The organism is Persicirhabdus sediminis (assembly GCF_016595495.1).
GTDB classification, from domain to species: Bacteria; Verrucomicrobiota; Verrucomicrobiia; order Verrucomicrobiales; family Akkermansiaceae; genus Persicirhabdus; species Persicirhabdus sediminis.
In genome coordinates this window covers 107,891-130,774 of the sequence record NZ_JAENIM010000009.1, presented here as the reverse complement: position 1 = coordinate 130,774, position 22,884 = coordinate 107,891, and the positions used below count along the sequence as shown (strand labels likewise).

Sequence of the window (22,884 nt, the reverse complement as noted above, 5' to 3'; positions counted from 1 at the left end):
GATTAGAAAATTTCTGCGGCCATGGCGATCATCAATTCACCTATGACTGGATTTTTACACAAAAAAATGCTGAGCTAGATAACTAGCTCAGCGGAAATGGTTAGCTTTGGCTGATTAACGACCAAATGCTAGACGCTCGGCGAGCATCTCTGGCAGGCCGGCGGCGATGATTTTCTTCTGCGCGGCTTCGAGATCGTACTCGAGTCGGCGGAAGATCACGCGCTTGGCGTCCATGTCATAGATGCAGTAGGACGCACGCCAGTCACCGTCACGTGGCTGACCCACTGATCCGGTATTGATGAAATATTTTACATTAGGCTCGATCTCCACTTCCTCAGCTGGAACTTCGAGCACGTTGTTAGTACGGGCGAATACACGTGGGACGTGGGTGTGACCGTAGAAGCAAACTGGCGTGACTTGGTAGAAAAAGTTCGCCATCGCGTCAAAGCGGTTGGTGACGTAGTTCCAAGAATTTGGCTGATCCAGAGTTGAGTGAACGATAGTGAAATCGTGCACTTGGCGAACCATGCGCAGGCGCGCTAGCCACTGACGTTGGTCTGGGGCGAGCTGCTCACGAGTCCACTGAAGTGCTTCAGCGGCCACTGGGTTCATCATCTCAAGTGAGGTATCAAATCCGCAGTCGAGGTCGTGGTTGCCTTTTACCACTGGGCAGTTCAAGTCACGAACGATCTCAAGACACTCAGCTGGGTTTGCGTTGTAGCCAACGACGTCACCCATGCAGATGTGGCTGTCGCAGCCCTGTTCTTTGGCGTCAGCCAAAACGGCTTCAAGGCCTTCTAAGTTTGCGTGGATGTCACCGAAAATTGCGATTCTCATTGGAGAGTAAGTACGAGGTAAAGTTGTTGGTAAAAAGACATGCCGTGATGTCTTATAAAGTAAAAGCAAAAAAAGTGTTCAATCTTACAAAATCGATCAATTTTTATTTTATTACATGAAAAACTACGGGTTGATCATGCTCTGATTGCGCGGAATTTCTAGCTGATTTTCTAGCTGGCGAATTTTGTTAACCACGCCAGCAGCGGGTAATTTCTGCGGGACTTGTGAGTTGAAATAGTTACTCAAATGCTGCCATGCGGTGACCGGGCTGGAGAACAAAACAGCAAATGGGATTTGTTCTGACTCGTTTAGACTCAGTTCATTTTGCAGAGCGAACAATGTGGCGCACAGGGCAGGAGTGCGGTGGTGTGCGGATTCCTCAAACAGCTCGCGGCCAAAATCAAATGCCGCTCTGGCCTGCAGTGGTTGCTTGGCCAATTCGCGAAATTTTGCCCGTCGCAGGATGTCTCTATCGTTTTTAATGATCTCCGGAGAGTCGATTGCGTCGTCTAAATGTTTTATTGCTCGGCGAGGGTCAGGTTTTTTGTACGGGTTCGACCAAAGACGAGCGAGTTCTCTATCGAGTTTCCAGTCATCGGGGTTGAGCTTGGAGCCTTTTCGCAAAAAGGCGTCTCCTTTTTCGATGTAGAGGTTTGCTTGTCTCTCTCTCTCAAATTCTGGTAGCTCGGCATTCAGCGACACATTGGCCGCAGCATTGTAGGCGAGTTGCCAGCCGCCGAGGTCCCAGTAAATGATCGTATGTGGCTGCAAGGTGGTCACCAGCTCGTAGGTGTCTTCTAGCTTTTGCCACTCAGCTTTTTCACCTTCCACAAAGGCACGCAGGTTGAGCAAGCTGGCTACTAACGAACGCATGCCACCCAGAGTGACGGCGGCGCCAGTTTGGCCAAGTTTCTCGCGTGTTAGCTGGTCCACTTTTTCGGGGAGGATATTCTGCTCACGCATATCCTCAGTTAGGGACGCCTCAAATGGCACTCTGGCAAAACCAAAGAGCAACAGGATCGTTAGGCAGATGATGAAGTTTTTAAGCATGCTCTGAGCCTTAGAATTCTTTTTTGCGGAAGCAGAACCACGCTAAGATGCTGTAGATACCGCAATAAAATACCGTGAGCAATGACAGTCTACCAATCACATTAGCGGGGATATTTTTCCCCTCAATGCTGTGGTCGATGATGTTGTATAGCTGGAAGTCTGGAAAAATGAGCACCGCTAGCTGGCTCATCCACTTGCTCATCATGCTGAAATCATCACCCATCATGTACAGCCAGTAATCCCGAGCATCAGCGGTGAAGTGGCCAATAAAGTAAACCAGTACCGAGATGGCGATGGTGAATAGTGTGGAGGTGGAAAAGGAGGATACTAACAAGGCGATAGAAGCAATCACAGCTGCTTTCAGAAAGATAGCTAGAACGCCAAATTGCAAATCCCAAGTCGGACCTTGCTGGCGGATGATGCTTTCGTAATAGGCAACTTGTTCGCTAGAAAATCCAGCTGCCGCCGCATTAGCGAGCTCCGAGCTGATGATAGACTCGGTGCGGAAATACAAAATCCCCGTGAGCAAAATATCCATCAGCGCAATGGAGAGAAAAATCAGCGCCAGCACACCTAGCAGTTTTCCTAGCAGGTAGTCGATGCGCGGTACTGGTTTGCAAAGAATAGTATACAGCGTGCGGTCTTCGACGTCTTTAGGCAGCAGCAGAGCCGTAGCCGCGATGGCAAAGATCACCGAGAACAAACTCATAGCTCCCATCGCCGTGCTCTTCACCATGCGCAAGTCTTGCTCGGCTGAATCTGAGGCGATGCGGCCACCCGGCATTTCAAAAAAACTAGCCCCAACAATAAGCAGGGCAAAGGCTACTAGAAAATAAAATACCTTCATGCGCGAGAGCTGCGTGAACGTATGCTTGGCGATGATGCCAATTCTAGCTGAGGAGAAAAAATAGTTAGTAAACATCTTAGTCAGTCGCTTTTTCTACTTCACTGAGGAATAGTCTTTCGAGAGTGGTGCGTGGGCTGCCAGCTTGCAGCAGCTTGGCTTGTGGGTCATCAGCTATCATTTTTTCTATGCGTTCTAGCAGTTCATCAGACACGCCAGACATGATGAGTTCTTTTTGCCCTTTCATGCTGATCAGCTCGTCCAGCCTACCATCGCGGATCATTTTCCCTTGGAAAATAATGCCCACCTTATCACAGACATCTTGCACCTGCTCTAGCAAGTGTGAGCAAAGAAATACCGTGATGCCTTGTTGTTTGAGCTGGAGAATTAAGTCGCGGATTTGCCGTGAACCAATCGGATCCACGCCAGCTGTTGGTTCATCGAGCACGAGCAGTTTTGGATGCTGGATCATCGCTTGTGCCAGACCAATGCGCTGTAGCATGCCCTTGGAGTAGCCGCCTAGCTGGCGGTCTTTGGCGTCGGTTAGTGAGACTAGTTCTAGCAACTCAGCGACACGATTGCGCAGCATTTTTCCTCTCATGCCACACAGTTTGCCATAGAAATCTAGCGTTTCCTCACCGCTGAGGTGTTTGTAGAAATATGGATTTTCTGGTAGAAACCCGATGTTTTGCCGGGAATCAACCTTCAGCGAATTGCGCCCGTAGATGAAACATTCACCCTCAGTAGGTGCGAGCAGGCCAAGCAATGCCTTCATCGTCGTCGACTTACCCGATCCATTGGGACCAATCAGCCCATAGACTTCTCCCGGCTCAATAGTCAGCGAGACCTGGTCCACAGCGCGATGTTTCTTGCGGCGGAAGGGCGATGGAAATTCTTTGATCAAATTGCGGATCTCAACGGCGTATTCTTTGGCCATAATAAATATACTGGCTGCAAGATAGTCAGATCTCACTGCATGGCAACTTGATATCAGCATTTTTCAGCCGCCTCATGCATGTGTTTTTTTGCCTGCTAGAATGCTCGCTGATGAGTTTTTTCGAAATTATTTTTCAATTTTCGTCAACCGCCGCGATCGTTTTATTTGCAGGGATTTGCAGCCGAATCTGTATGCCAGTTTGTTAGCTGGATTGGCTATTGCGGAGAGATTTTTTACAACTCATGCAAACTCGCCGTGTTGCATCCAATGTACAAAATCAAACAATATGCAAACAATGAAAAATACAAAACCATGGATACAACTCACTCGTAACCTTTCACTAGCAGTCGCAGTGGCTGTTGTTGGAATTGGCGATCTTGATGCCAAAGGCAAGCGCGGACCTCACGGACCTAAAGGCCGCGGCGATGGACCAGGCAAAAGCATTGCTGGCATGAACCCTGATGAGCTAGGCGCCCTGCGTGATCAATTTGCCGCTTATCAAAAACAGACTGCTGGCGGCATGCGCTACTATGTCGATGCTAACAAAAACATCAGATTCCAGCACAAAGAAACCTACGAGAGCATTCAGCGATCACTAGCTGACGATCGCATTACCGAGGAAGAAGGTCGCGAGTTTGTAGCCGAGTTGTTAGCTATCGGCGAAAATGCCAAAGAAATGCGTGGTGGCGCCGCTGCTCTCAGCGCAGACCAAGTAGATACCGTTAGCGGCAATATCTCAGACCTCAGAGGGAAAATCAAAAAGGCTCGTAAAAATGACGTCGCCGCCGAGATGCTAACACCACGTCTCAACAGAATGCAATCACGCCTAGAAGAGCTCAACCGCCTTGGCGTTGATACCAACAAGCTCAGCGCAGGACAGTCATCTAGCCTACGTCGCAAGCTCGATTCATTAGAAGGCAAAGAAAAAGGCGCCAAGAGCGACGGCAATGTTTCTACCAGCGAGTTAGAAAAACTCCACGCCGATGTGCGCGACGTATTCAAATACGCGCTCAAGAGCCTCGGATCGTGATCCGCTTAGCTCGTTGAAAGTTGATTTCTTTCATGAAGGCGACTGGTAACGATCGGTATGTATGTGTGTATGTTATAAACCGAAGCCTTCATGAAGATTATAAAATGGCAGCCCGTGTGTGTGGGCTGCCATTTTTTGTGTCTAGCTAGTTAGCCTGCTAGCTCTGTGATTTCATTAGATTTCCTTATTTTACTATCGATTTTCATTAGTAATGCTTTATCGGTGTTAGCTGAAAACAGTGAACTCCCAGAAACTCTCAATAATGGACAAGAAAGATAAGTTAGAACTCAGTGAGTCAGACATTGACGCTAAATTTATCACCCCTGCAATTCTCGACGCTGCTTGGGATGAGATGACGCAAATTCGCCGTGAAGTCACATTTACAACACGTAACCGAATGGTAATTAAATCCTCTGAGCGCCAATAGTGCAGCGTTTAGACAAGGTGACTAGCCTATTACTCTCTGCGACAGCCTCAAAGCCAAACTGCAATCCGCCCAAACCACCCAAGGAACCCTCACCGACACCATCGTCGAGAAAGCTACCATCTGATCTATCATGGCCACACCTTTGAACTACACTATCTACTGCGATGAGAGCCGTCATGACAGCGGTTCATCTGATGGTTATATGACAATCGGCGGTATCTGGGTACCTACAGCCCAGAAAAGTAAACTCCTAAAAGGCCTCAGAGCCCTCTACTCTGAACATTCAATAGGGGCGGAGGTTAAATGGTCAAAGACCAGTAGGTTGATGCTAGGCTCTTATAAGGCATTGATCGATTACTACTTCGAAAATCCAATCCATTTTCGTTGCATCATTATCGATAAGAAGCAAATCAAATACGACGAGTTTCAAGGTGGCGATGATGAGCTTGGTTTTTATAAATTCTATTACGAGATGTTGATCAAGTGGTTGGAGCTGCCTGGCGAGCATTCCGTGTTACTGGATTTCAAAAAAAACAAGGTGTTTGATCGATACAAGGTTCTGAAGCGCTGTATCGACGCCAAACTTGCACATGGATCTAAGCTCAAAAGCCTGAATGTAATTAACTCGCAGGACAGCCCGCTAGCCCAAATTGCAGACCTTCTTACTGGGGCAACGGCTGCCAAATGGTCAGGCGTCCAGTCAGACTCACCCAAAGCTGACCTAATTCAATACATCGAAGAGAAACGTGGCTACAGCCTCACTAGTACTGATAGCTCACCAGCGCTTTCAAAATTAAATCTTTTCAAGATCCAGTTGAGATGAAGCAAGGCAGCGTATCTTTGAAAGCTCATGGAATCTTCGACTTTTCAGCTTACTCTGATGAGCAGGTCTATGATGAGGGGCTGCGGATCTATAAAGAAGATTACCTTGAGTCAGGCCGGCGGTCAGGTGACATTACTTCTCATGACGGCTTATCCGTGCGTTTTTTTGAAGATCGGTACCATCATGCCTTCAATACATCAAAGGATAGAAAGCGTTCTGAATTCAGTAAAAATAAAGTCGACCGCAAGCGTGTCGAGCGAATCGATTGGATCAAAATTATTATAGAGGGCAGAGGGCTGAAAACCGAATGCTGGGAAGTTCCTCTCCGCGTGCCCGAAGAAGGCAGTCGCCCTTTTCCCGGGAAGCGAGCATATGTATCATGGGCGCAAGGCTATATTATTTGGCTGGAACCTTTAAGAAGTGGAGGGTTCAAATTTTCCACCGCTTACTGCGTCAGCCGGCAGCAGCTCTCGCATTATCTCAAAAATGCAAAGAAAATTTGGTCAAATACGTGATGGCACCATTACTTATAGGCACAAAAAATCCCCGTTACTTATCGGGCGAACGAGGAAAAAACCGAATCCTGAGCCATAAGGCTAGGAAGATCTGCCTTGCGGCATTAATAGGAACTTGTACCCAAAACCCCGAATTGTAAACAGGATTATTTATATTTCGTTTTCTTAATACCTTTCTTAACGCTCCAAGCAGCTACTGATAACTTCTAGCTAATTAACGATCATATGCCTATCACCAATACTCTCTGGAATGTCTCTGAGCAGCCCAAGCGTCTTCAATCAACAGCGCTGGATTCAGAGGCGCAGCTGGAGGGAATGATTGTGCAGGAGCCGTCGATTCTCTCTGATCACTGGTTGCTGATTGGTCAGCAAGTGCAAACGACACATGGGGGATTTATCGATCTGCTGGCGATTGATGCTGAGGGCAATCTTGTGGTGATTGAGCTAAAAAAGGACAAGACACCACGCGATGTCGTTGCTCAGGCATTGGACTACGCGTCATGGATCAAGACACTTGAATCTAATGACATTGCCGAGATTTATGATCACTGTAGAGAAAGGCTGAATCACTCAGCTGAGAGCCTCGACCTCTGCTTCGAGAATTTCTTTGGCGGCAAGCTGAATGAAGAAGATCTGAATAGTAGCCATCAGATAGTAGTCGTTGCCTCGAAGCTCGATGCTAGTACCGAGCGAATAGTCAATTACCTCAACGAGCTGGACGTCGCCATCAACGTCTTATTTTTTGAGGTATTCCAGCACCGGAATGAGCGACTGCTCAGTCGTACTTGGCTGGCTGATCCTGTGGAAACAAGCATCAACGCCAAAAATGCAACTAGTGGGGCGCGTGAACCATGGAATGGGGAATATTATGTTTCCTTTGGCGAGAGTGATCGACGCAGCTGGGCGGAGGCAGTTGAATATGGATTTGTCAGCGCTGGCGGCGGTGATTGGTATTCAAAAACTTTGAAACAACTCGCAGCAGGGGATCGCATCTGGGTGAATATTCCTAAATGTGGATTTGTTGGCGTGGGCGAGGTGACAGCACCCGCAGTCGTCGCTAGCGAGTTTGGACAGCGTAGTTTTCTGAGCAAAGGTGACTATCACCGCGAATATGACGATGACGCCAAAAAGGCTGAGTACTTTGTGGCGGTGAACTGGCTAATGACGGTTCCTAACCATGAAGCTTACCGAGAAACTGGATTTTTTGGCAACCAAAACACAGTGTGTAAACCGACTGCGGCACGCTGGGCTCACACGGTGAAGAAACTTAAAAAGCATTTTTCGATAGACTGCTAGATGCAGACCTCCAGCTAGCTGGCATTTCGCAGGCATAAAAAAACCTGCGCCAGTGAGCTGGAGCAGGTTGGGAAAATGGGTAAGCTGAGTATTAGTAGTCCCAGTTAGTGATATCGTCGCGGCGCTGTGCTTCGGTGCCGTTAGGGCCACCTTCACCGTCAGGGCCATTTGACCAGAGGTCGAAGTCTGGGTTCATTTGGCTAGGATCGCTTTCTTGCTCGCTGCGGTAGTAGCGGTATTCGTTTTTACTAGGCTCAGAAACGTCTCTCCATGGATCGACGAGGATGTATGAGTTGCTAGATGAGAATGCGATACGGCTTTTCAGCGCGGCGTTAGGGTCGAGAGTGGCGAGGTAAACGACTTCGCCATCGTCGGTGGTACCGTCGAAGTTGTAGTCACCAAATAGAGCGGAGTAGACTTCGCTGGAGCTGCCGGCGTTGCCGTTGCCTATTGGGTAGTCACCTTGTTCATTTTTGTAGGTTTCTAGAGCTGCTGACATGGAGCGGATCTGCAGCTTTGCGCTATCGCGGCGAACTTTTTCATTCACGGCGGTGAAGCCACCGACGCCGAGGGCTGCTAGAGCTAAGATGATGGCGATGACAACCATGATCTCCATGAGGGTGAATCCGCGTGCCGACTTTGATGGTGTGTATGCGTTTATTTTCATAAAGATAAATAAAGATTAGCTCACACTAGCCGGCGAGGCTGCTGGGGCAATCATATATTTCTGCTAAAACTCTGCCGCCTGTTGGCATCTGGCCAGCTAGAAATACGAGCTGACGGGCAGATTTTAAGTGCTTGAAAATGAATTCACGGGTGTGAATTAGCGTGGCAGGAGGATTTCTTCGTTATCCATGCCAGTCATACGCTGCAGGCCAGAAACGAGCTTCCACATGGTGATCATGAGGATGACCATCATTGGCAGACCAATCACGGCAAATCCCCAAGCGGTGAGTTTGCCAACGGCTTCGTTGAAGACTTCCTGGCTGCCGGTATTGCCGTTGAGCAGGTACATGGCGAGGAAGTAGTTCATCGCTGAGCTGATGAAAAATGAGCCGGAAAGCAGCAGGGTGCCAGTGAAGATGAGTTTGTTATATTCGCTGTCAGCTCCTTTAGCGCGCACGGTTTTTTCGATCTTCGGGATGTTGAAAAAATCAGGGTTGTAGAGGAAGACTCGAACTAGCGGTGTTTTGGTCCAATGCGAAACCAGAATGGTGATGCCAAAGATCATTGGCACGGCGGCCTCCTTGAGGGCAAACCAGAATGGTGCGTGATCCTGCACGGTGCCATCTTTCTGGAAAGTCATCAGGGCGATGCCACCAGTGAGCAGGATGCTGATGATGCCGAGGATGGAGAAGAAGTTGGCCTTTTTGTTTTTGATGAAAAAGTGGATGCCGTAGATCACTGGTAGGCTGACGGCGAGGATCATGCCCCATACGGGACCAATGTGCCACAGCTTCTCGTTGGCGGCTTGCTCGAGCGGGTTATTGTCGCCTTTGCTTAGAAAACTTAGCGCGACGACGGGAATGAGCACATTCCACATGATGTTGGCCAATGGGTTCTCTTGTTGCTTTGTCGATTTTTCGCTCATTTGGCGGCAAAATAGACCATCTTGGCGAGATGAACAGCAATTTTTTAGCCATCTTGCCAGCTGGCTGTATCGATCCTTGCGTGACCGCTGAGCTGGGCTAGTCTCGTCGCGTCAGCCATTAGATTTTCGCAGACTATGAGAAATTCATTACCGCAGCCAGGACAAGCACGCTACCTCCTTTCTTTTGATTTTGACGGCACGCTGCATGATCCAGCTAGTAATCCCGCCGTGGAACCCGCATTTTTTGAGCTGATAGAGTCGCTGCGTAGCGAGCGCGGAGCACTGTGGGGAATCAATACTGGGCGGTCACTTTTTCAGATGGTGCAGGGGTTTAATGAAGGCAAATTCCCATTTCTGCCCGATTTTGTCATCGCCCGCGAGCGCGAGATTTTCATGCCAGCTGGCATTGGTCGCTGGCAGCCAGCTAAGAAATGGAACCGCAAATGCGACCGCGATCACCGCTGGTTATTCTGGCGATCGCGCCGATTGCTCAAAGAAATGCAGCGCTGGGTCAAAGAGAATACCGAGGCCGAGTGGGCTGCCGACAAAGAAGAACCAGCCGGAGTGGTGGCTAGCTCACATGAGGAAATGGATCGCATCGTCGAGCAGATCGCGCGCCAGGCTAACCGCCACCCGAATCTCAGCTACGAACGCAATTCCATCTACCTGAGATTTAGCCATAAACATTATAATAAAGGCAGCTCGCTAGCTGAGGTGGGCGGGATGTTAGGCGTGGAGGCGCAAAACCGCTTCACCATTGGCGATGGCCATAATGATTTTGGCATGATGGATCTCAATGTCGCCGGCATGTTAGCATGCCCTAGCAATGCCGCTGAGGAAATCAAACAAGTGGTCGACAAACTAGGGGGGTACACTGCCAGCCAGCCAGCTAGCCGTGGCGCCATCGAGTCATTAGAACATTATTTCTCCAGCTAGGAGAAATTTGCATGGTGTGTTAGTTCGTCGTGCAAAGATTGGCTTGCAGTTGTGAGCTGCGCCAGATGTGATGTGGCGGTGGATTTACCGGTACTAGAAATCAAATCTGAGCTGGAAAGCTCGTTGCGCAGTGGCAACCGTGTCTTGCTCAAGGCCCCAACGGGCTCGGGTAAGTCGACCTGTGTGCCGCAGATGATTCTCGATAGCCAGCTGGCTGAGGGCATGATTTTGGTTGTCCAGCCACGACGGATTGCAGCGCGCATGTTAGCCACCTGGGTGGCCAAACTGCGAGGTGTCAAACTTGGCGAGGAAGTTGGCTACGCGGTGCGCTTTGATTCCAAGTACAATAAACAGACAAAGATATTATTTCTAACTGATGGTCTGCTGCAGCGTATGCTTCAAGACGACCCAGATCTAGCTGGAGTGGCCTGTGTGGTATTTGATGAATTTCATGAACGTCGGCTGGCTAGCGACCTTTGTTTGGCGCGTTGTTTAGATTTACAAGATGGCGGCAATAATCATCTGAAGCTGGTAGTGATGTCGGCGACGCTGGAGCAATCTGGGCTGGCGCAATATCTATCACCATGTGCATCGCTAGAGGCAATGGGGCGTAGCTACCCAGTGGATATTCACTACCGCAGCGCTGCCTATCAGCCAGCTGGCGGCGCCCGCGAGGTGGCCAGAAATAAACCCGTCTGGGAGCAAGCTGCCGATGCAGCCAAAGAGCTGGTGGCGCAAACTGACGGCCACTTGTTGGTATTTATGCCCGGTGGTTATGAGATTCGCAAAACCATCACCTTGCTAGAAAATGCTAGCTGGGCGAAAGGCTATCATGTTTACCCGCTGTATTCTAACTTACCCATCGACCAACAAGAATTGGCGATTCACGGTAGCGGCAAAAAGATCATTGTTTCAACCAACGTGGCGGAGACTTCACTGACCATCGAGGGCATTACGGCGGTGATAGATTCTGGGCTCGCGCGCATTGCCGTTTACGATTCGACGCGTGGACTCGATAGTTTGTTAATTAGGAAGATTTCCAAAGCGTCTGCTGACCAACGTGCTGGTCGCGCTGGGCGAACCGCTCCAGGTTTGTGTGTGCGTTTGTGGTCGCAAGCTGAACATGCCAAGCGCGACGATTTTGATAGCCCAGAAGTCCAGCGCATGGACATCACCGAGGCTCTGCTTGGGCTGAAATCTCAGGGGGTGGATGAAATTGCAGATTACCGATGGTTAGACGCGCCGAAGGAGGAAACTGTCAGCAAGTCATTGGCTCTGCTGCACCAGCTAGGGGCCATCGACGAGCTAGAAATGCTCACCGAAGATGGTAGCTGGATGATGCGCATGCCGATTCATCCACGTTATGCTTGTCTGATTCTATCAGCCGCGCAGCATGGCTGTGTGGCAGAGGCTGCATTTGTTGCTGCCGCTGAGCAAGCTGAGAGCTTATTTTTACCGCAGGGCGATGCCTTGGAGAGCTTTACTTACGACGGTGATGTTAGTGATTTTGCCGCCTACTGGCGCGCCTTCCAGTGGACGCAAAACCAAAACCGACTGAACCCATCAGCTTGCAGAAATAAAGGTCTATCAGCTCGTGGCGCACGTGAGTTAGGCCAATCGTTCCGCCAGCTTGAGCAGATGTGCAGACGGCTGAATTTGCCGTGGAAGAAGGTGAATTTTGACGAGAACCAATTCTCTCTAGCCAGCGCGATGTTTGTTCCCTTTGCTGATAGGCTGGGACAAAAAATGGGCAGCTCAACATTGGCTTGCCGATTGGTAGGCGGGCGCCGTGGCCAGCTAGACAAACAAAGTGTGGCTCGCGGCGGTGAGTTATTTGTGGCTGCCGAAGTAACCGAAGTTGGCGGCAAAGATATCACGGTACATCTCAAACGCTGTACGGTGATAGACAAACAAGAGCTGATAGGCAGGGCTGATCAGGTGCATCTCAGCGAGCTAAATGAAGCTATTTACGATGAACAAGTGCGCCGCGTGGTGCAGCGCCATGAGCTGCGCTGGCGAGATATTGTGATTGATTCAAAGGTGGGCGGGGAACCTGATGCTGAGCGTGCTGCTGAGTTGTTAGCTGAGCGCGTGGCTTCTGGTGAACTTGTGCTCAAGTTTTGGGATCGCGACGTCGACCGCTGGATTGCGCGTGTGGTGAACTTGAGTGAGTGGATGCCTGAGTTAGAAATGCCCGGGTTTTCCTCAGCTGATAGAGAGGTGCTATTTACCGAGCTTTGTTTGGGAGCTAAGTCGTACAAAGAAATCAAGAGCCGCAAGGTGATGCCGGTTTTGCGCCAATGGCTGTCGCCAGCTCAGCACGAGGTGTTAGCTGCCTATGCTCCTGAGCAAGTTGTTCTAGCCAATGGCCGCAAAGCTAAAGTTTATTATGCCGAGGGTAAAGAACCGTGGATTGCGCTGCGCCTTCAGCACCTCTACGATGTGGACAGCTTGCCGCAGATTGCCGGCGGCAATGTTGATTTATTGGTGCATATTTTAGCGCCAAACCAGCGACCGTGGCAGATCACCAAAGACCTAGCTGGTTTCTGGAAAACCGGCTACCCGCAGATGAAAAAAGACCTCGCTGGACGCTACCCACGCCACGAATGGCGTTAGTTGATCGTTTCTTCTGAGCGTTCATTTTTCCTGCAAGTTGTTGGATTTTTGCGCTAGCGGTAAATGGGTTTATGTTACAGCTTTGGGTTTCCACCATACAACTATGAAACGAGTCACGAGTTTATTTATAATCAGTGCGATGGGTTATGCCGGCATGGCGATAGCCGCGGACCAGAAGCAGGCGATTTATCTATCGCCAACTGGCAACGATGCCGCTGACGGCAGCCAAGCGTCACCACTAGCCAGTGTGGCAGAAGCTCGCAAACGCGTTCGTGCATTGGTCGCCGAAGCTGGCGCAGACGAACATCTGCACTTGCGGGTCAATTTTGCCGAAGGTCGCTACCAGCTCGATGAGGTACTGAGTTTTGATGCGCAAGACAGCGGTGGAGAAAATGTCCGTGTGAGCTTCGCTGGCCCAGCTGGTGGACTGGCTGAGTGGAGCGGTGGTTATCAGGTTACTGGCTGGAAGCAGGTAGAGAATTCACCAACATGGCAGGCTACTTTGCCAGAAGATATTCGTGAGACACTTGACGGCCAATGCAACGCGCTGTGGGTGGATGGTAAACGTCAGACGATTGCGCGCTGGCCGAATTTATCAGAAGGGGATAAACGCTACCGCGATATCAAAGCGGGCGGTCTATCACCTGATTTTGAAACTTACACGGTGACCCTAGAAGATGTGGCTCCGCTGTTGAAGTTAGAAAACTTAGACCACGTCCGTGTGCGTGCTTCTAAAGTGTGGTCGACGAGCCACAAGCAGATTTCCTCGGTGGATGCAGAGACTAGTGTGGTTACTTTGAAACCTCCACACGCGCCAGTGACGCGTCACTTACAGATGCGTCCGGGGGATGTTTACTTTTTTGAAAATGATCTCGGTTTCTTAGATGAAGCAGGTGAGTGGTTTTATGATCCAGCTACTGGCACGCTAACAGTCTGGCCGCACGAAGGAGTCAATATGGCTGAGGCTGATGTGGTGATTCCAATGTTGCCGCAGCTCGTTAGGTTGGACGGTACTGAGGAGGCTCCTGTAGTAGGTTTGGGGTTTGAAAATATTCGTTTTGCCCATTCTAAATTCACCTACGACCCTGAAGGTTATGAAGGTGGCCAGGCATGTAATGTGCTGATTATTAAAAGAGAATCTGATGGCAAAGGATTTGATCGCGTTCGCTATCCAGCGGCTATGGAGTTTCGCCATGTGAAAAATAGCCGTGTGTTAGGGTGTGAATTCTCCCAGCTGGGAGCAAGTGCCTTAGACGTGCTAGAAGGTAGTAATGATAACGAAGTGGTTGGTAGCCATTTCCATGACGTTGGCGGCAATGCTGTGACTGTTGGAATTAGAAAAGATAATGATCTAATGCCAGTGGGCAACCGCGTGGCTAACTGCTACATCCACGACTGTGGCGTGACGTTCTTTGGTGCAGTTGGTGTTTATGGCATCTTTGCTAAAGATACTACCATCGAGCACAATACCATCGCTCACATGCCCTACAGCGGCATCAGCATCGGCTGGAGATGGGATGATACTCCAACAGGCATTGAAAATTTCCGCGTGATCGCTAACCATATTTACGATGGTCAGCGCGAAGTGCAAGACGGCGGCGCCATTTATACGCTCGGTTACCAGCGCGGCACTGTGATTCATAACAATGTGCTGCATTCTATTCACAAAGCGCCAACTCATCACTGGCCAGCTGCTAGAGCTGTGTTTTTTGATGAGGGCAGTAAAGCCTACGATGTGGATGGCAATATCTCATTTGAGTGTGTGAACCACGTCGCCTTCAACCGCAGTAAAGAAGCATGGATGATCTGGGGCGATAGCAACTTCTTTGATGTTAGCCGTGACCGACTAACTGGCCATGAGCCAGCACTGCGTCTAGCTGGCCTAGAAGCTGAGTGGGAGAAACGATGGATTCCAGAAGGTCAGCGACGTGATGATCTGCTGCCTGAGCCGCGCACGGATATCAAACTGTATACCGATGATGAAGCTCTAGCTGCGGATGAGAAAATCCACCCGCTCTGCGAAGAATTTCCAGATGACGAACCAGCTGATATTTTGGCGAAGTTAGGTTTTGATGCTGAGCGCTTGCACTTTGCTGGTGACCAGGGGATTTCCAACAGCCTGCAGCTGGGTAGACGTAAAATCAGCCGCTGGCAGGTTTCTGATAACTACGACTTGTGGATGGTGCAGATGATGCGCGACGACGGCAGCTGGTACATGCGCGGTGGCCATATCCTCAAGCAGGTGCGCCCGTGGCCACATCAGCCACCTTATTCTGTTGGGAAATAACGATTTCTAATCAAAGCCAGCTGGTCCACCCAGCTGGCTTTTTTGCGTATGGGGGAATGGGTAAACTTCTAGCTGGTGTGGGCTTGGGGCTAGAGTGGGTGATTTCTAGCTGGTTTAGCTATCGAGAGCTAGTGGCTAGATTGGGTGATTTCTAGCTGGTAGATGGCGCCTGTGAATGTGAGCTGATTGGCTGGAGCTTAGGTCTGTGGCGATGTCATCTCGCTAGCAAAGCGGAGAAGGATCTCCGCACTCCAAAAGGCTTCGCCAGAACTGCTAACGCCGCTGGACTAGCTAGCGATAGTTAGTCGCTAGAGTGGGTAAATTTCTAGCTGGTGTGGGCTAGTCGATAGATTGGGTGATTTCTAGCTGGTAGATGGAGCCTGTGAATGTGAGCTGATTGGCTGGAGCTTAGGTCTGTGGCGATGTCATCTCGCTAGCAAAGCGGAGAAGGATCTCCGCACTCCAAAAGGCTTCGCCAGAACTGCTAACGCCGCTGGACTAGCTAGCGTTAGCTAGTGGCTAGAGTGGGTAAATTTCTAGCTGGTGTGAGCTTGGGGCTAGAGTGGGTGATTTCTAGCTGGTAGATGGAGCCTGTGAATGTGAGCTGATTGGCTGGAGCTTAGGTCTGTGGCGATGCCATCTCGCTAGCAAAGCGGAGAAGGATCTCCGCACTCCAAAAGGCTTCGCCAGAACTGCTAACGTAGCTGGACTAGCTTGTGTGGGCTAGTCGCTAGATTGGGTGTTTCTAGCTGGTGTGGGCTTGGGGCTAGAGTGGGTGATTTCTAGCTGGTAGATGGCGCCTGTGAATGTGAGCTGATTGGCTGAAGCTTAGGTCTGTGGCGATGTCATCTCGCTAGCAAAGCGGAGAAGGATCTCCGCACTCCAAAAGGCTTCGCCAGAACTGCTAAGGTCACTGACCTAGCCAGTCTGAAAACTGAAAACTGAAAACTTTCTACTAATTATTCCACAATCACCGGCGTGCCGATGCTGGCGTGATGGAAGAATTTTTCCGCCATGTGCTCGGGCATTCTAACGCAGCCGTGTGAGGCAGCGTAGCCTGGCAGGTAACCAGCGTGCATGCCAATGGCGCTGTTGAATCTGAGGAAATACGGCATTGGTGCCGGTTTGTAGATTTCACCTGGTCCTGGGCGATCTTTACGCACGTCTGCATTGCCATTAACTACGGAGCCATTGCTAGCATTGACGATAGATCCATAGAGTGAGGATTTGTGGTCGATGCTTTTCTGGCTGATTTTGTAGCTGCCAGCTGGCGTGGTGTGTTTGTAGTCGCCTGAAGAAATAGGGGTCACGCCAACGAGCTGTGAGCCTTTATAAAAGTAGGCTTTTTGTTCGGCGCGGTTGATGCGGATCTTGGCTGGGCCAGAGGCGCTGTCGCCGTCCCAATAACCACCGTCGTTAGGGTTCTGACCATCGCGAGCTGGTTTCTTATTTCCAAAGCTATCACCACCGACTGGACCATAGCCGGCTAGATAACGGGTGCCGGATTCCCACGAGTAGCTAGAGTCATCTGCATAGGGTGTGCATTGACATAGAACGACTGCGAGCGAGGAGATGGTGATGAGAGAAAGGAACTTCATAAGTGACTCTGAATTATCAGGGGCGCAGAGACTATCAACTTAGTTTGGTGTCGAGTCAAGGATGGTCGAGGCTTATTTCCGTGGTTGATTTTTACGTTTGATGCGCTACTGAGTGCGGCGAAGTCAAAATTCTTTATCAATTTATGCCAAACTACGACTACAAATGCCAGCAGTGTGACCACGTCTTTGAGGTATTTCAGAAGATGAGCGACGATAAGCTCACCGCTTGTCCGCAGCCGGATTGTGATGGTGAAGTCAAGCGCCTGCTGGGTGCTGGCGGCGGGGTGATTTTCAAAGGTAGCGGGTTCTATGAAACAGACTACCGCAGCGCCTCATACAAGTCCGACGCCGCTAAAGATAAAGGCTAGAGGAGCTCAGAATATTTTATTTTAATGGTCAGCCAGCTGGATTTTCTAGCTGGCTGATTTTCTTTTCTAGCTGGGCATAACTCTAGGCTTGAATTCTGCTGGCTCGCCGTCTATGCCCTGCCTCGTAATGAGCGAACAGCCACAATCTACAGAAGCAGAATTGATCGCCGTGCGTAAGGAGAAGTTAGCCAAGCTCCGTGAGCTAGGCATCGACCCCTACGGCAGTAAGTTTGAAACCACCACCACTCCAGGTGAGCTGAAGGCCGATTTTTCTGACGAGAAACAGGTCAAGCTGGCTGGGCGTCTTCTCGCCATCCGCGATATGGGCAAGAGCGTATTCTTCTCTATCGGCGATGTACACGGCCGCATTCAAGGATATCTCAACAAAAAAGGAGTTTCAGAAACCGATTGGGCTGCCTACAAGCTGCTCGACATGGGTGACTGGATTGGCATCGATGGTGAAACATTCACCACCGGCAAAGGCGAGCCATCTGTAAAGGTGAACAGCCTAACGGTGCTGTCTAAAGCACTGCGCCCAATGCCTGACAAATGGCACGGCGTTTCTGACCGCGAGACCAAATACCGCAAGCGTCACCTCGACCTCATGAGCAACCAGTCTAGCGCTGATATTTTCATCAAGCGCTCACAGATGATTGCTGAAATCCGCTCGTTCCTTCACGACCGTGGATTCCTCGAAGTGGAAACTCCAATGCTGCACGGTGTTGCTGGCGGCGCCGCTGCCCGTCCATTCGAGACTCACCACAATGCTCTCGACATGCCGCTCACCATGCGCATCGCTCCTGAGCTCCACCTCAAGCGCTTGTTAGTAGGTGGATTTACCAAAATTTTCGAACTCAACCGCAACTTCCGTAACGAGGGGATCTCCCGTCGTCACAACCCAGAGTTCACCATGCTAGAAGCCTACTGGGCATTCTCAGACTTCGAGCAAATGGCTGACCTGGTAGAAGAAATGACCTGCCATCTAGCAGAGAAATACTGCGGCGGACTCAACATCGAACACAAAAACGAAGAAGGCGAAGTCATCCGCACTATCAACCTGCAGCGCCCATGGAAGCGTCTGCCGTACCACGACCTCATCAAAGGTGTCGCTGGCGACGATTGGTTTGACCTCACACCTGAGCAGCGCCGTGAAAAATGTGGCGAGCTGGGCGTAGAAATCTCACCAGCCATGGAAGACTACGAGGTGACTCAGCAGGTATTTGAGAAACTGGTAGAAGAGCACACATTCGATCCATGTTTTGTTACTCACGTATCTAAGGAGCTCGTTCCTCTAGCCAAAGTGAACAAAGAAAATGGCAATGTGGTAGACGTCTACGAGCTCATCATCAACGGCCAAGAAATCTCACCGGGTTACTCAGAGCTTAACGATTCACAAGAGCAGGCTCAGCGATTTGCTGACCAAGCAGGTGAAGAAACTCAGCTCATCGACCACGACTTCGTGGAAACTCTGGAAAGCGGCATGCCTCCTGCTGGCGGCATCGGCATCGGCATCGACCGCCTCGTCATGATGCTCACCGGCGCACCTACTATCCGCGACGTTGTCCTCTTCCCACAGCTGAAAAACAGAAGCTAAGCATAGCTTGTTAGCCAGCTGGCTGAATAGTTCAGCCAAAGCTAACATGCCCAGCTAGAAAATCTCAAACCTGTCAGGTCACCCTGACAGGTTTTTTGTTTGTTTCACATGTTAGCTAGTTGGAAATGGGAATCTGGACTTCAATTTTCTCATCAAAGATCTCTGTTACCAGCAGCATTGCTTGTTTATCCCAGAGGATAGACGCGCCAGTCTCCGGATTGCTTGGTAGTTTCTTAGTATAGGGGAAATCGTGCTGGCGTGCGTGGCAAATCTCGAGGGCTGTTTGCTTCATTTCATCTGAGATTTTTGCGTATTGTAAACCTTTACTGTATTCCTCCAAGCCAATGAAATAGAATGTACAGAGCTCATTTGCTACGGGACTCAATCCAGCTAGATGGCTCTGCTGAGCTTTGAAGAAAGGTTTATCAAGAGCTTTGTCAGAGCGGCTTTCGTGGGCTCTAATATCTGATTGAAGTTTGTTCAGCATTTGAAGGAAGCCAGCTTCTAACTCGTCTAGCTCGATATGTTGTGGCTCGTTCTTGTTGAGGTTCTTTTTGACGTTATTAGTAAGCTCTTGGATAAGATTTTTGTTGTCTGGCTCTAACTCAAATGATTCTTCCTGAAAAACGTTAGCTGGAATGATGAGTTTTCCATCAGCTGTGATTTTGGTTTCTGAATAGAGCATAGTCATCGCGTATTGGCTTTCGCCCCTGAGGAGGTCGCTTAATTTGATATCTGGATATCTTAGCTGCGAGCTGAAGTCTGTTGTTAGTGAATTGATTCCAGCTGCATATAGATAATAATCAAGTGTCATGCTCCTTATTAGGCTGATCACAGTTGCCTCCTGTAGGTTTTGCGATTTCATCAGGGCGTGGCTGTGCAAGGCATCGGCGACTAATTCGGCTCGCTCGAGCTGCTGAGTTTTTGCATAGCAGACAAGGCTAACGCCAAGCATATCGGTGAGAGTTTTGTGCAGGTTGAAATTGGCTAGCCCATGAAGCTGTGCATCGTTTCCTCCAGCATCGGTCTGCAGCAGGGGGGCATTTATTGGGCCTAGTTCGATGAGTTGTTGGATCAGAACTTCGTGTTCGGCTAAATAAGTCTCGGCTTGCTCTAGGGTGATTTTTTTATTGCTTTGGATAGCTTGTTCAAATGGTTCTATCTGCATCTTCAGCTTTATGAGATTTTCGCCTGTTAGCAGTTCATTCAGCTGGTGCTCTTGTTTGCTGTTTCTTTCAATATCTGCTGGGCGAAGATTTGGATGCTGTTTGTAGATAGATTTTAATCTAGCTGAAATGTCTATATTAGCTGAATCCAGATTGTCAGAGTCAGGGCTAGACGAAGCTGTGAATATCCAGCTGGCAAATATAAGTGCTAGGATAGCTATACAGCCCAGAATTAGTGACAGTTCGTGACGACGTTTCATATGGCGAATATCGTCTTCTAGCAAATGCCAGCTAGCTTGACGATGAAAATGCTGACCGTCACTGACAACCTTTTTGTAATTCAGTGAGCTGTGTGGTGTAACAAAAGAGGTGATGGGTTTCCCCATCACCTCGTGCTATTACTGTGCTATCTCAATGGAATTAATCAAATAGGGAATAGACCATGCCGAGCTGGAAGCGGAAGTGGTCGTCACTGCTATCGCCGTTCTGAGCTTCTTTATAACCGTAGAGGCCTTCTGCGCCGAGCGACCAACGTGGTTTGATCTGCCAGATCAAGTTAGCGGATGCGTAGTGGCTGAAGTTATAGAACTGCTCGTCCTGGCCGGAGGCTGGGTCGAGATGGGCGTAACCGTAGGTCACCGTTGAGCGGAAGCGATCGCTCCAACGGTGTGTTAGGCCAGCCATCACACTCCAGTAGGCTAGCGCTTCGAGGTCACCGTCAGCGGTGAATCCAGCATCACTATTGAGGAAGCTGGTATCATTGCCCATGCCGCCAATGCCTTCACCATAGACGCCGAGGAACTGCAAGGAGTCGCACTCTGTGAGGTTGATGTTAGTACCGAGGTTAATGCCCCAGCCGAGCTCGTGGAAGTCGTCTCCGTTGACGTCACGCGCACCGATATCGCGGATGATGCCGCTGAGCTGGACGTGGCCAAAGTTCTCATTTTCCCAGCGGGTATTGACGGCGAAGTCGGGCATGCGCGCTAACTTCTTAGGCGCATCGACGTAAAAGTCTGGCTGCTCCATGCCAATGGTGGAGTTCCAACATTCGTTGAATGCGTGGGTATATTGCACTAGTGGTCGGCGGGCAAAAATCACCGAGTTAGGGCCTTCGTAGTCGACCGTATCTGGCCAGACGTCCGGGTTTTCCCAAGCACTGTAGGTGAAGCCAACTTTCAGCCCGTAATACTGGCCGTAAAGGTGCTGCAGACGGTAGCGCATGTTAGCATTCTCATCGCCAAAGAAGTCGTTCTGGTAGTAAAAGCGAACATTGCCGGGGCGCTCAGGAGCTCGCACGTCGACACTCAGCTGGGTGCCGTTAGCATTGAGGTTTGCTTGTCCATTACCACCGTAATCAGCACTTCCTTCTAGCGGAAATTTAGAAGGAACAAAACGTGTATTGCTGCCAGCTAGATTGTTATCGTAGGTAAAGTCTAACCTTGGCTTGGCATTAAACTTGATCAGAACTGGTGTGTTAGGCACGGGGATGAATCCACGGTACTTGGGATCAAGAGTATAGTCTTCTGGTCGAGATGCGGCTATTTGCCTATCGTTCATGGTATGACGATAGCGCACGGGACTTTTGTGCCCTAGCTCACCACCATCGGCTATCGTCTCTAAGCTGAGGTACGATGGTGACCGTTGATAGAGGTCGAGATCCTCTGTTTTGTTAGCTAGCTGTGGAGTGCTTTGTTTAGGCGCCGCTGGCTGGCTCGCTCTAGCTGGTGCTGGTGCTGGCTTGCTACTTGCCATCGCTGCATTTTTTTTCTCTAGATCCTGGATGCGAGCATTCATCAGCTGGATAGTTTTTTGCATCTCAGCCGCGGTGGCTTTCAGCTCAGCAAGCTCTTCCTCAGTGGTTGCCGCTGCAGCCAGCTGAGGGTAGGCGAGTAATCCTATCGTTAGCAGGCATAGGCCTTTTCTAAGTTGCGGTATCGTATTCATAATTTCAGCTGCTTAATGTTAGTCTTCGTCAAAGATGTTATACTCAAACTTATCGGCAATGTACTGGATGGCTTTTTGCGCGCGCACGCTATTGCCGTATTGGTCGACTGGTGGTGAGAAGGCGACGATAACCATTTTGCCTGGCACGATGGCAAAGATACCTCCGCCCACACCCGTCTTAGCAGGTAAGCCAGTCTTCCATGCCCATTGTCCTGCGCCGTCGTAGAAGCCTGCCATGGTCATGATAGAGAGCACTTTTGGCACCTCGTCTTCTTTGAGAAATGTTTTTTTGCTAACTGGATGGACACCATCGTTAGCCAGTGGGCTCGCCATCATCGCCAGCTGCGCGGTAGTCACTCCGACAGAGCACTGGCGGGTGTAAACGTCAGTGGCTTCTAGCGGGTCGCAGAATAAGTTGCCGGAATTAAATAGAACGTTGGCGATGCCACGGTTGCGGAAGTTTGTCTCAGCTTCAGAGACGTAGACGTCCTCTAGCACCTTGAGTTCCTCGCCCGCTAGCAGGTTATAATAATCGCTGATTTTTTTCCATCGCTGCTCGGGTGAGTCGGCTTTAATCATGCTCACCGTGGCAATGGCGCCCGCATTAACCAGTGGGTTGTCAGCTCGCCCGTCGCCATGTTCTATCGCTTTGATAGAGTTAAATGGCATGCCTGTGGGCTCGACGTTGATTTTTTCAAAAATAGCCTCAGCTCCAGATTCTTCCATCACCATGCACATCGTGAAAACCTTAGAACAGGACTGCATTGAGAAGCTGTAGTCGACGTCGCCAACTTCTATGACCTCGCCGTCAGCGGTGACGATGGCGATACCAAAAAGTTCGCTAGGGACTTTTGCTAGAGCGGGAATGTAGTCGGCATTTTTGCCTTCTTTCTCGTCTTTGAATTTCGCGTGCGCTTCTTCAGCAGCTTTTTTTAACGCTTCCTTAGTTGGCAGTTCGTCGGCTGCTAGGCTTATTGATAGGCCAATGCCTATTCCTATGGTGGTGATTAGACTTTTCATTGTTA

The 22,884-nt window shown here is 49.9% G+C and carries 20 protein-coding genes; 10 read left to right on the top strand and 10 right to left on the bottom strand.

From position 1 onward, the window contains the following. Positions 1–114: 114 nt before the first annotated feature. The 4 genes from JIN82_RS01720 to JIN82_RS01705 form a co-directional block, all read right to left on the bottom strand. Positions 115–837, bottom strand: a complete 723-nt coding sequence (locus tag JIN82_RS01720) for a metallophosphoesterase family protein (RefSeq protein ID WP_200309906.1) — start codon at positions 835–837, stop codon at positions 115–117. Between the two features lie 123 nt (positions 838–960). Further along, positions 961–1,887 carry a hypothetical protein gene (locus JIN82_RS01715; RefSeq protein ID WP_200309905.1) on the bottom strand — a complete coding sequence of 309 codons (927 nt, stop codon included), beginning with the start codon at positions 1,885–1,887 and terminating at the stop codon, positions 961–963. A 10-nt stretch (positions 1,888–1,897) separates the two neighbouring features. Next, positions 1,898–2,809, bottom strand: coding sequence for an ABC transporter permease (locus JIN82_RS01710; protein ID WP_200309904.1), 912 nt, complete (start codon positions 2,807–2,809; stop codon positions 1,898–1,900). Between the two features lies 1 nt (position 2,810). Continuing rightward, positions 2,811–3,668, bottom strand: coding sequence for an ABC transporter ATP-binding protein (locus tag JIN82_RS01705; protein ID WP_200309903.1), 858 nt, complete (start codon positions 3,666–3,668; stop codon positions 2,811–2,813). 295 nt (positions 3,669–3,963) lie between these two features. On the opposite strand from JIN82_RS01705, the gene JIN82_RS01700 reads away from it, so the two are divergent. From JIN82_RS01700 to JIN82_RS01680, 5 genes are all read left to right on the top strand, one after another. Further along, on the top strand, positions 3,964–4,698 hold the full coding sequence (locus tag JIN82_RS01700) for a hypothetical protein (protein ID WP_234041698.1): 735 nt from the start codon (positions 3,964–3,966) through the stop codon (positions 4,696–4,698). A gap of 262 nt (positions 4,699–4,960) precedes the next feature. Continuing rightward, positions 4,961–5,125, top strand: coding sequence for a hypothetical protein (locus tag JIN82_RS01695; protein ID WP_200309901.1), 165 nt, complete (start codon positions 4,961–4,963; stop codon positions 5,123–5,125). A 130-nt stretch (positions 5,126–5,255) separates the two neighbouring features. Next, a complete protein-coding gene (locus JIN82_RS01690; protein WP_200309900.1) occupies positions 5,256–5,948 on the top strand; it encodes a DUF3800 domain-containing protein in 693 nt (230 codons plus the stop codon). Further along, entirely contained in the window at positions 5,945–6,463 is a 519-nt protein-coding gene (locus JIN82_RS01685) for a hypothetical protein (RefSeq protein WP_200309899.1), read from the top strand. The genes JIN82_RS01690 and JIN82_RS01685 overlap by 4 nt, the downstream gene beginning before the upstream one ends. Before the next feature lie 225 nt (positions 6,464–6,688). After that, entirely contained in the window at positions 6,689–7,759 is a 1,071-nt protein-coding gene (locus JIN82_RS01680; RefSeq protein ID WP_200309898.1) for an endonuclease NucS domain-containing protein, read from the top strand. A gap of 91 nt (positions 7,760–7,850) precedes the next feature. Here JIN82_RS01680 and JIN82_RS01675 read toward each other — a convergent pair whose 3' ends face one another. Then, positions 7,851–8,426, bottom strand: coding sequence for a prepilin-type N-terminal cleavage/methylation domain-containing protein (locus tag JIN82_RS01675; RefSeq protein ID WP_200309897.1), 576 nt, complete (start codon positions 8,424–8,426; stop codon positions 7,851–7,853). A 156-nt stretch (positions 8,427–8,582) separates the two neighbouring features. Further along, positions 8,583–9,350 carry a VC0807 family protein gene (locus tag JIN82_RS01670; protein ID WP_200309896.1) on the bottom strand — a complete coding sequence of 256 codons (768 nt, stop codon included), beginning with the start codon at positions 9,348–9,350 and terminating at the stop codon, positions 8,583–8,585. A gap of 135 nt (positions 9,351–9,485) precedes the next feature. On the opposite strand from JIN82_RS01670, the gene JIN82_RS01665 reads away from it, so the two are divergent. From JIN82_RS01665 to JIN82_RS01655, 3 genes are all read left to right on the top strand, one after another. After that, positions 9,486–10,286, top strand: coding sequence for an HAD family hydrolase (locus JIN82_RS01665; protein ID WP_200309895.1), 801 nt, complete (start codon positions 9,486–9,488; stop codon positions 10,284–10,286). 78 nt (positions 10,287–10,364) lie between these two features. Further along, on the top strand, positions 10,365–12,902 hold the full coding sequence (gene hrpB, locus JIN82_RS01660) for an ATP-dependent helicase HrpB (RefSeq protein WP_325099457.1): 2,538 nt from the start codon (positions 10,365–10,367) through the stop codon (positions 12,900–12,902). Positions 12,903–13,056: 154 nt separating this feature from the next. Further along, positions 13,057–15,189, top strand: a complete 2,133-nt coding sequence (locus JIN82_RS01655) for a right-handed parallel beta-helix repeat-containing protein (RefSeq protein WP_234041697.1) — start codon at positions 13,057–13,059, stop codon at positions 15,187–15,189. Between the two features lie 959 nt (positions 15,190–16,148). Here the strand turns inward: JIN82_RS01655 and JIN82_RS01650 are convergent. Further along, positions 16,149–16,787 carry a L,D-transpeptidase family protein gene (locus JIN82_RS01650; protein ID WP_200309892.1) on the bottom strand — a complete coding sequence of 213 codons (639 nt, stop codon included), beginning with the start codon at positions 16,785–16,787 and terminating at the stop codon, positions 16,149–16,151. A gap of 143 nt (positions 16,788–16,930) precedes the next feature. On the opposite strand from JIN82_RS01650, the gene JIN82_RS01645 reads away from it, so the two are divergent. Together JIN82_RS01645 and lysS are read left to right on the top strand one after the other, a co-directional pair. Next, entirely contained in the window at positions 16,931–17,155 is a 225-nt protein-coding gene (locus JIN82_RS01645) for an FmdB family zinc ribbon protein (RefSeq protein WP_200309891.1), read from the top strand. Between the two features lie 127 nt (positions 17,156–17,282). After that, on the top strand, positions 17,283–18,749 hold the full coding sequence (lysS, locus tag JIN82_RS01640) for a lysine--tRNA ligase (RefSeq protein WP_200310017.1): 1,467 nt from the start codon (positions 17,283–17,285) through the stop codon (positions 18,747–18,749). 115 nt (positions 18,750–18,864) lie between these two features. Here lysS and JIN82_RS01635 read toward each other — a convergent pair whose 3' ends face one another. Genes JIN82_RS01635 through glsA form a run of 3 tightly spaced genes read right to left on the bottom strand, consistent with a single transcriptional unit; the run spans position 18,865 to position 22,879 of the window. Then, positions 18,865–20,301 (bottom strand): hypothetical protein, encoded by a 1,437-nt coding sequence (locus JIN82_RS01635; RefSeq protein WP_200309890.1) that lies wholly within the window; start codon positions 20,299–20,301, stop codon positions 18,865–18,867. Positions 20,302–20,335: 34 nt separating this feature from the next. After that, positions 20,336–21,859, bottom strand: coding sequence for a DcaP family trimeric outer membrane transporter (locus JIN82_RS01630; RefSeq protein ID WP_200309889.1), 1,524 nt, complete (start codon positions 21,857–21,859; stop codon positions 20,336–20,338). Positions 21,860–21,877: 18 nt separating this feature from the next. Continuing rightward, positions 21,878–22,879 carry a glutaminase A gene (glsA, locus tag JIN82_RS01625; RefSeq protein WP_200309888.1) on the bottom strand — a complete coding sequence of 334 codons (1,002 nt, stop codon included), beginning with the start codon at positions 22,877–22,879 and terminating at the stop codon, positions 21,878–21,880. Between the last annotated feature and the right edge of the window lie 5 nt (positions 22,880–22,884).

Coding starts and splice junctions, on each gene's coding strand:
- JIN82_RS01720 (WP_200309906.1), bottom strand. CDS start 837: ATGAGAATCGCAATTTTCGGTGACATCCACGCAAACTTAGAAGGCCTT.
- JIN82_RS01715 (WP_200309905.1), bottom strand. CDS start 1,887: ATGCTTAAAAACTTCATCATCTGCCTAACGATCCTGTTGCTCTTTGGT.
- JIN82_RS01710 (WP_200309904.1), bottom strand. CDS start 2,809: ATGTTTACTAACTATTTTTTCTCCTCAGCTAGAATTGGCATCATCGCC.
- JIN82_RS01705 (WP_200309903.1), bottom strand. CDS start 3,668: ATGGCCAAAGAATACGCCGTTGAGATCCGCAATTTGATCAAAGAATTT.
- JIN82_RS01700 (WP_234041698.1), top strand. CDS start 3,964: ATGAAAAATACAAAACCATGGATACAACTCACTCGTAACCTTTCACTA.
- JIN82_RS01695 (WP_200309901.1), top strand. CDS start 4,961: ATGGACAAGAAAGATAAGTTAGAACTCAGTGAGTCAGACATTGACGCT.
- JIN82_RS01690 (WP_200309900.1), top strand. CDS start 5,256: ATGGCCACACCTTTGAACTACACTATCTACTGCGATGAGAGCCGTCAT.
- JIN82_RS01685 (WP_200309899.1), top strand. CDS start 5,945: ATGAAGCAAGGCAGCGTATCTTTGAAAGCTCATGGAATCTTCGACTTT.
- JIN82_RS01680 (WP_200309898.1), top strand. CDS start 6,689: ATGCCTATCACCAATACTCTCTGGAATGTCTCTGAGCAGCCCAAGCGT.
- JIN82_RS01675 (WP_200309897.1), bottom strand. CDS start 8,426: ATGAAAATAAACGCATACACACCATCAAAGTCGGCACGCGGATTCACC.
- JIN82_RS01670 (WP_200309896.1), bottom strand. CDS start 9,350: ATGAGCGAAAAATCGACAAAGCAACAAGAGAACCCATTGGCCAACATC.
- JIN82_RS01665 (WP_200309895.1), top strand. CDS start 9,486: ATGAGAAATTCATTACCGCAGCCAGGACAAGCACGCTACCTCCTTTCT.
- JIN82_RS01655 (WP_234041697.1), top strand. CDS start 13,057: ATGGCGATAGCCGCGGACCAGAAGCAGGCGATTTATCTATCGCCAACT.
- JIN82_RS01650 (WP_200309892.1), bottom strand. CDS start 16,787: ATGAAGTTCCTTTCTCTCATCACCATCTCCTCGCTCGCAGTCGTTCTA.
- JIN82_RS01645 (WP_200309891.1), top strand. CDS start 16,931: ATGCCAAACTACGACTACAAATGCCAGCAGTGTGACCACGTCTTTGAG.
- lysS (WP_200310017.1), top strand. CDS start 17,283: ATGAGCGAACAGCCACAATCTACAGAAGCAGAATTGATCGCCGTGCGT.
- JIN82_RS01635 (WP_200309890.1), bottom strand. CDS start 20,301: ATGGGGAAACCCATCACCTCTTTTGTTACACCACACAGCTCACTGAAT.
- JIN82_RS01630 (WP_200309889.1), bottom strand. CDS start 21,859: ATGAATACGATACCGCAACTTAGAAAAGGCCTATGCCTGCTAACGATA.
- glsA (WP_200309888.1), bottom strand. CDS start 22,879: ATGAAAAGTCTAATCACCACCATAGGAATAGGCATTGGCCTATCAATA.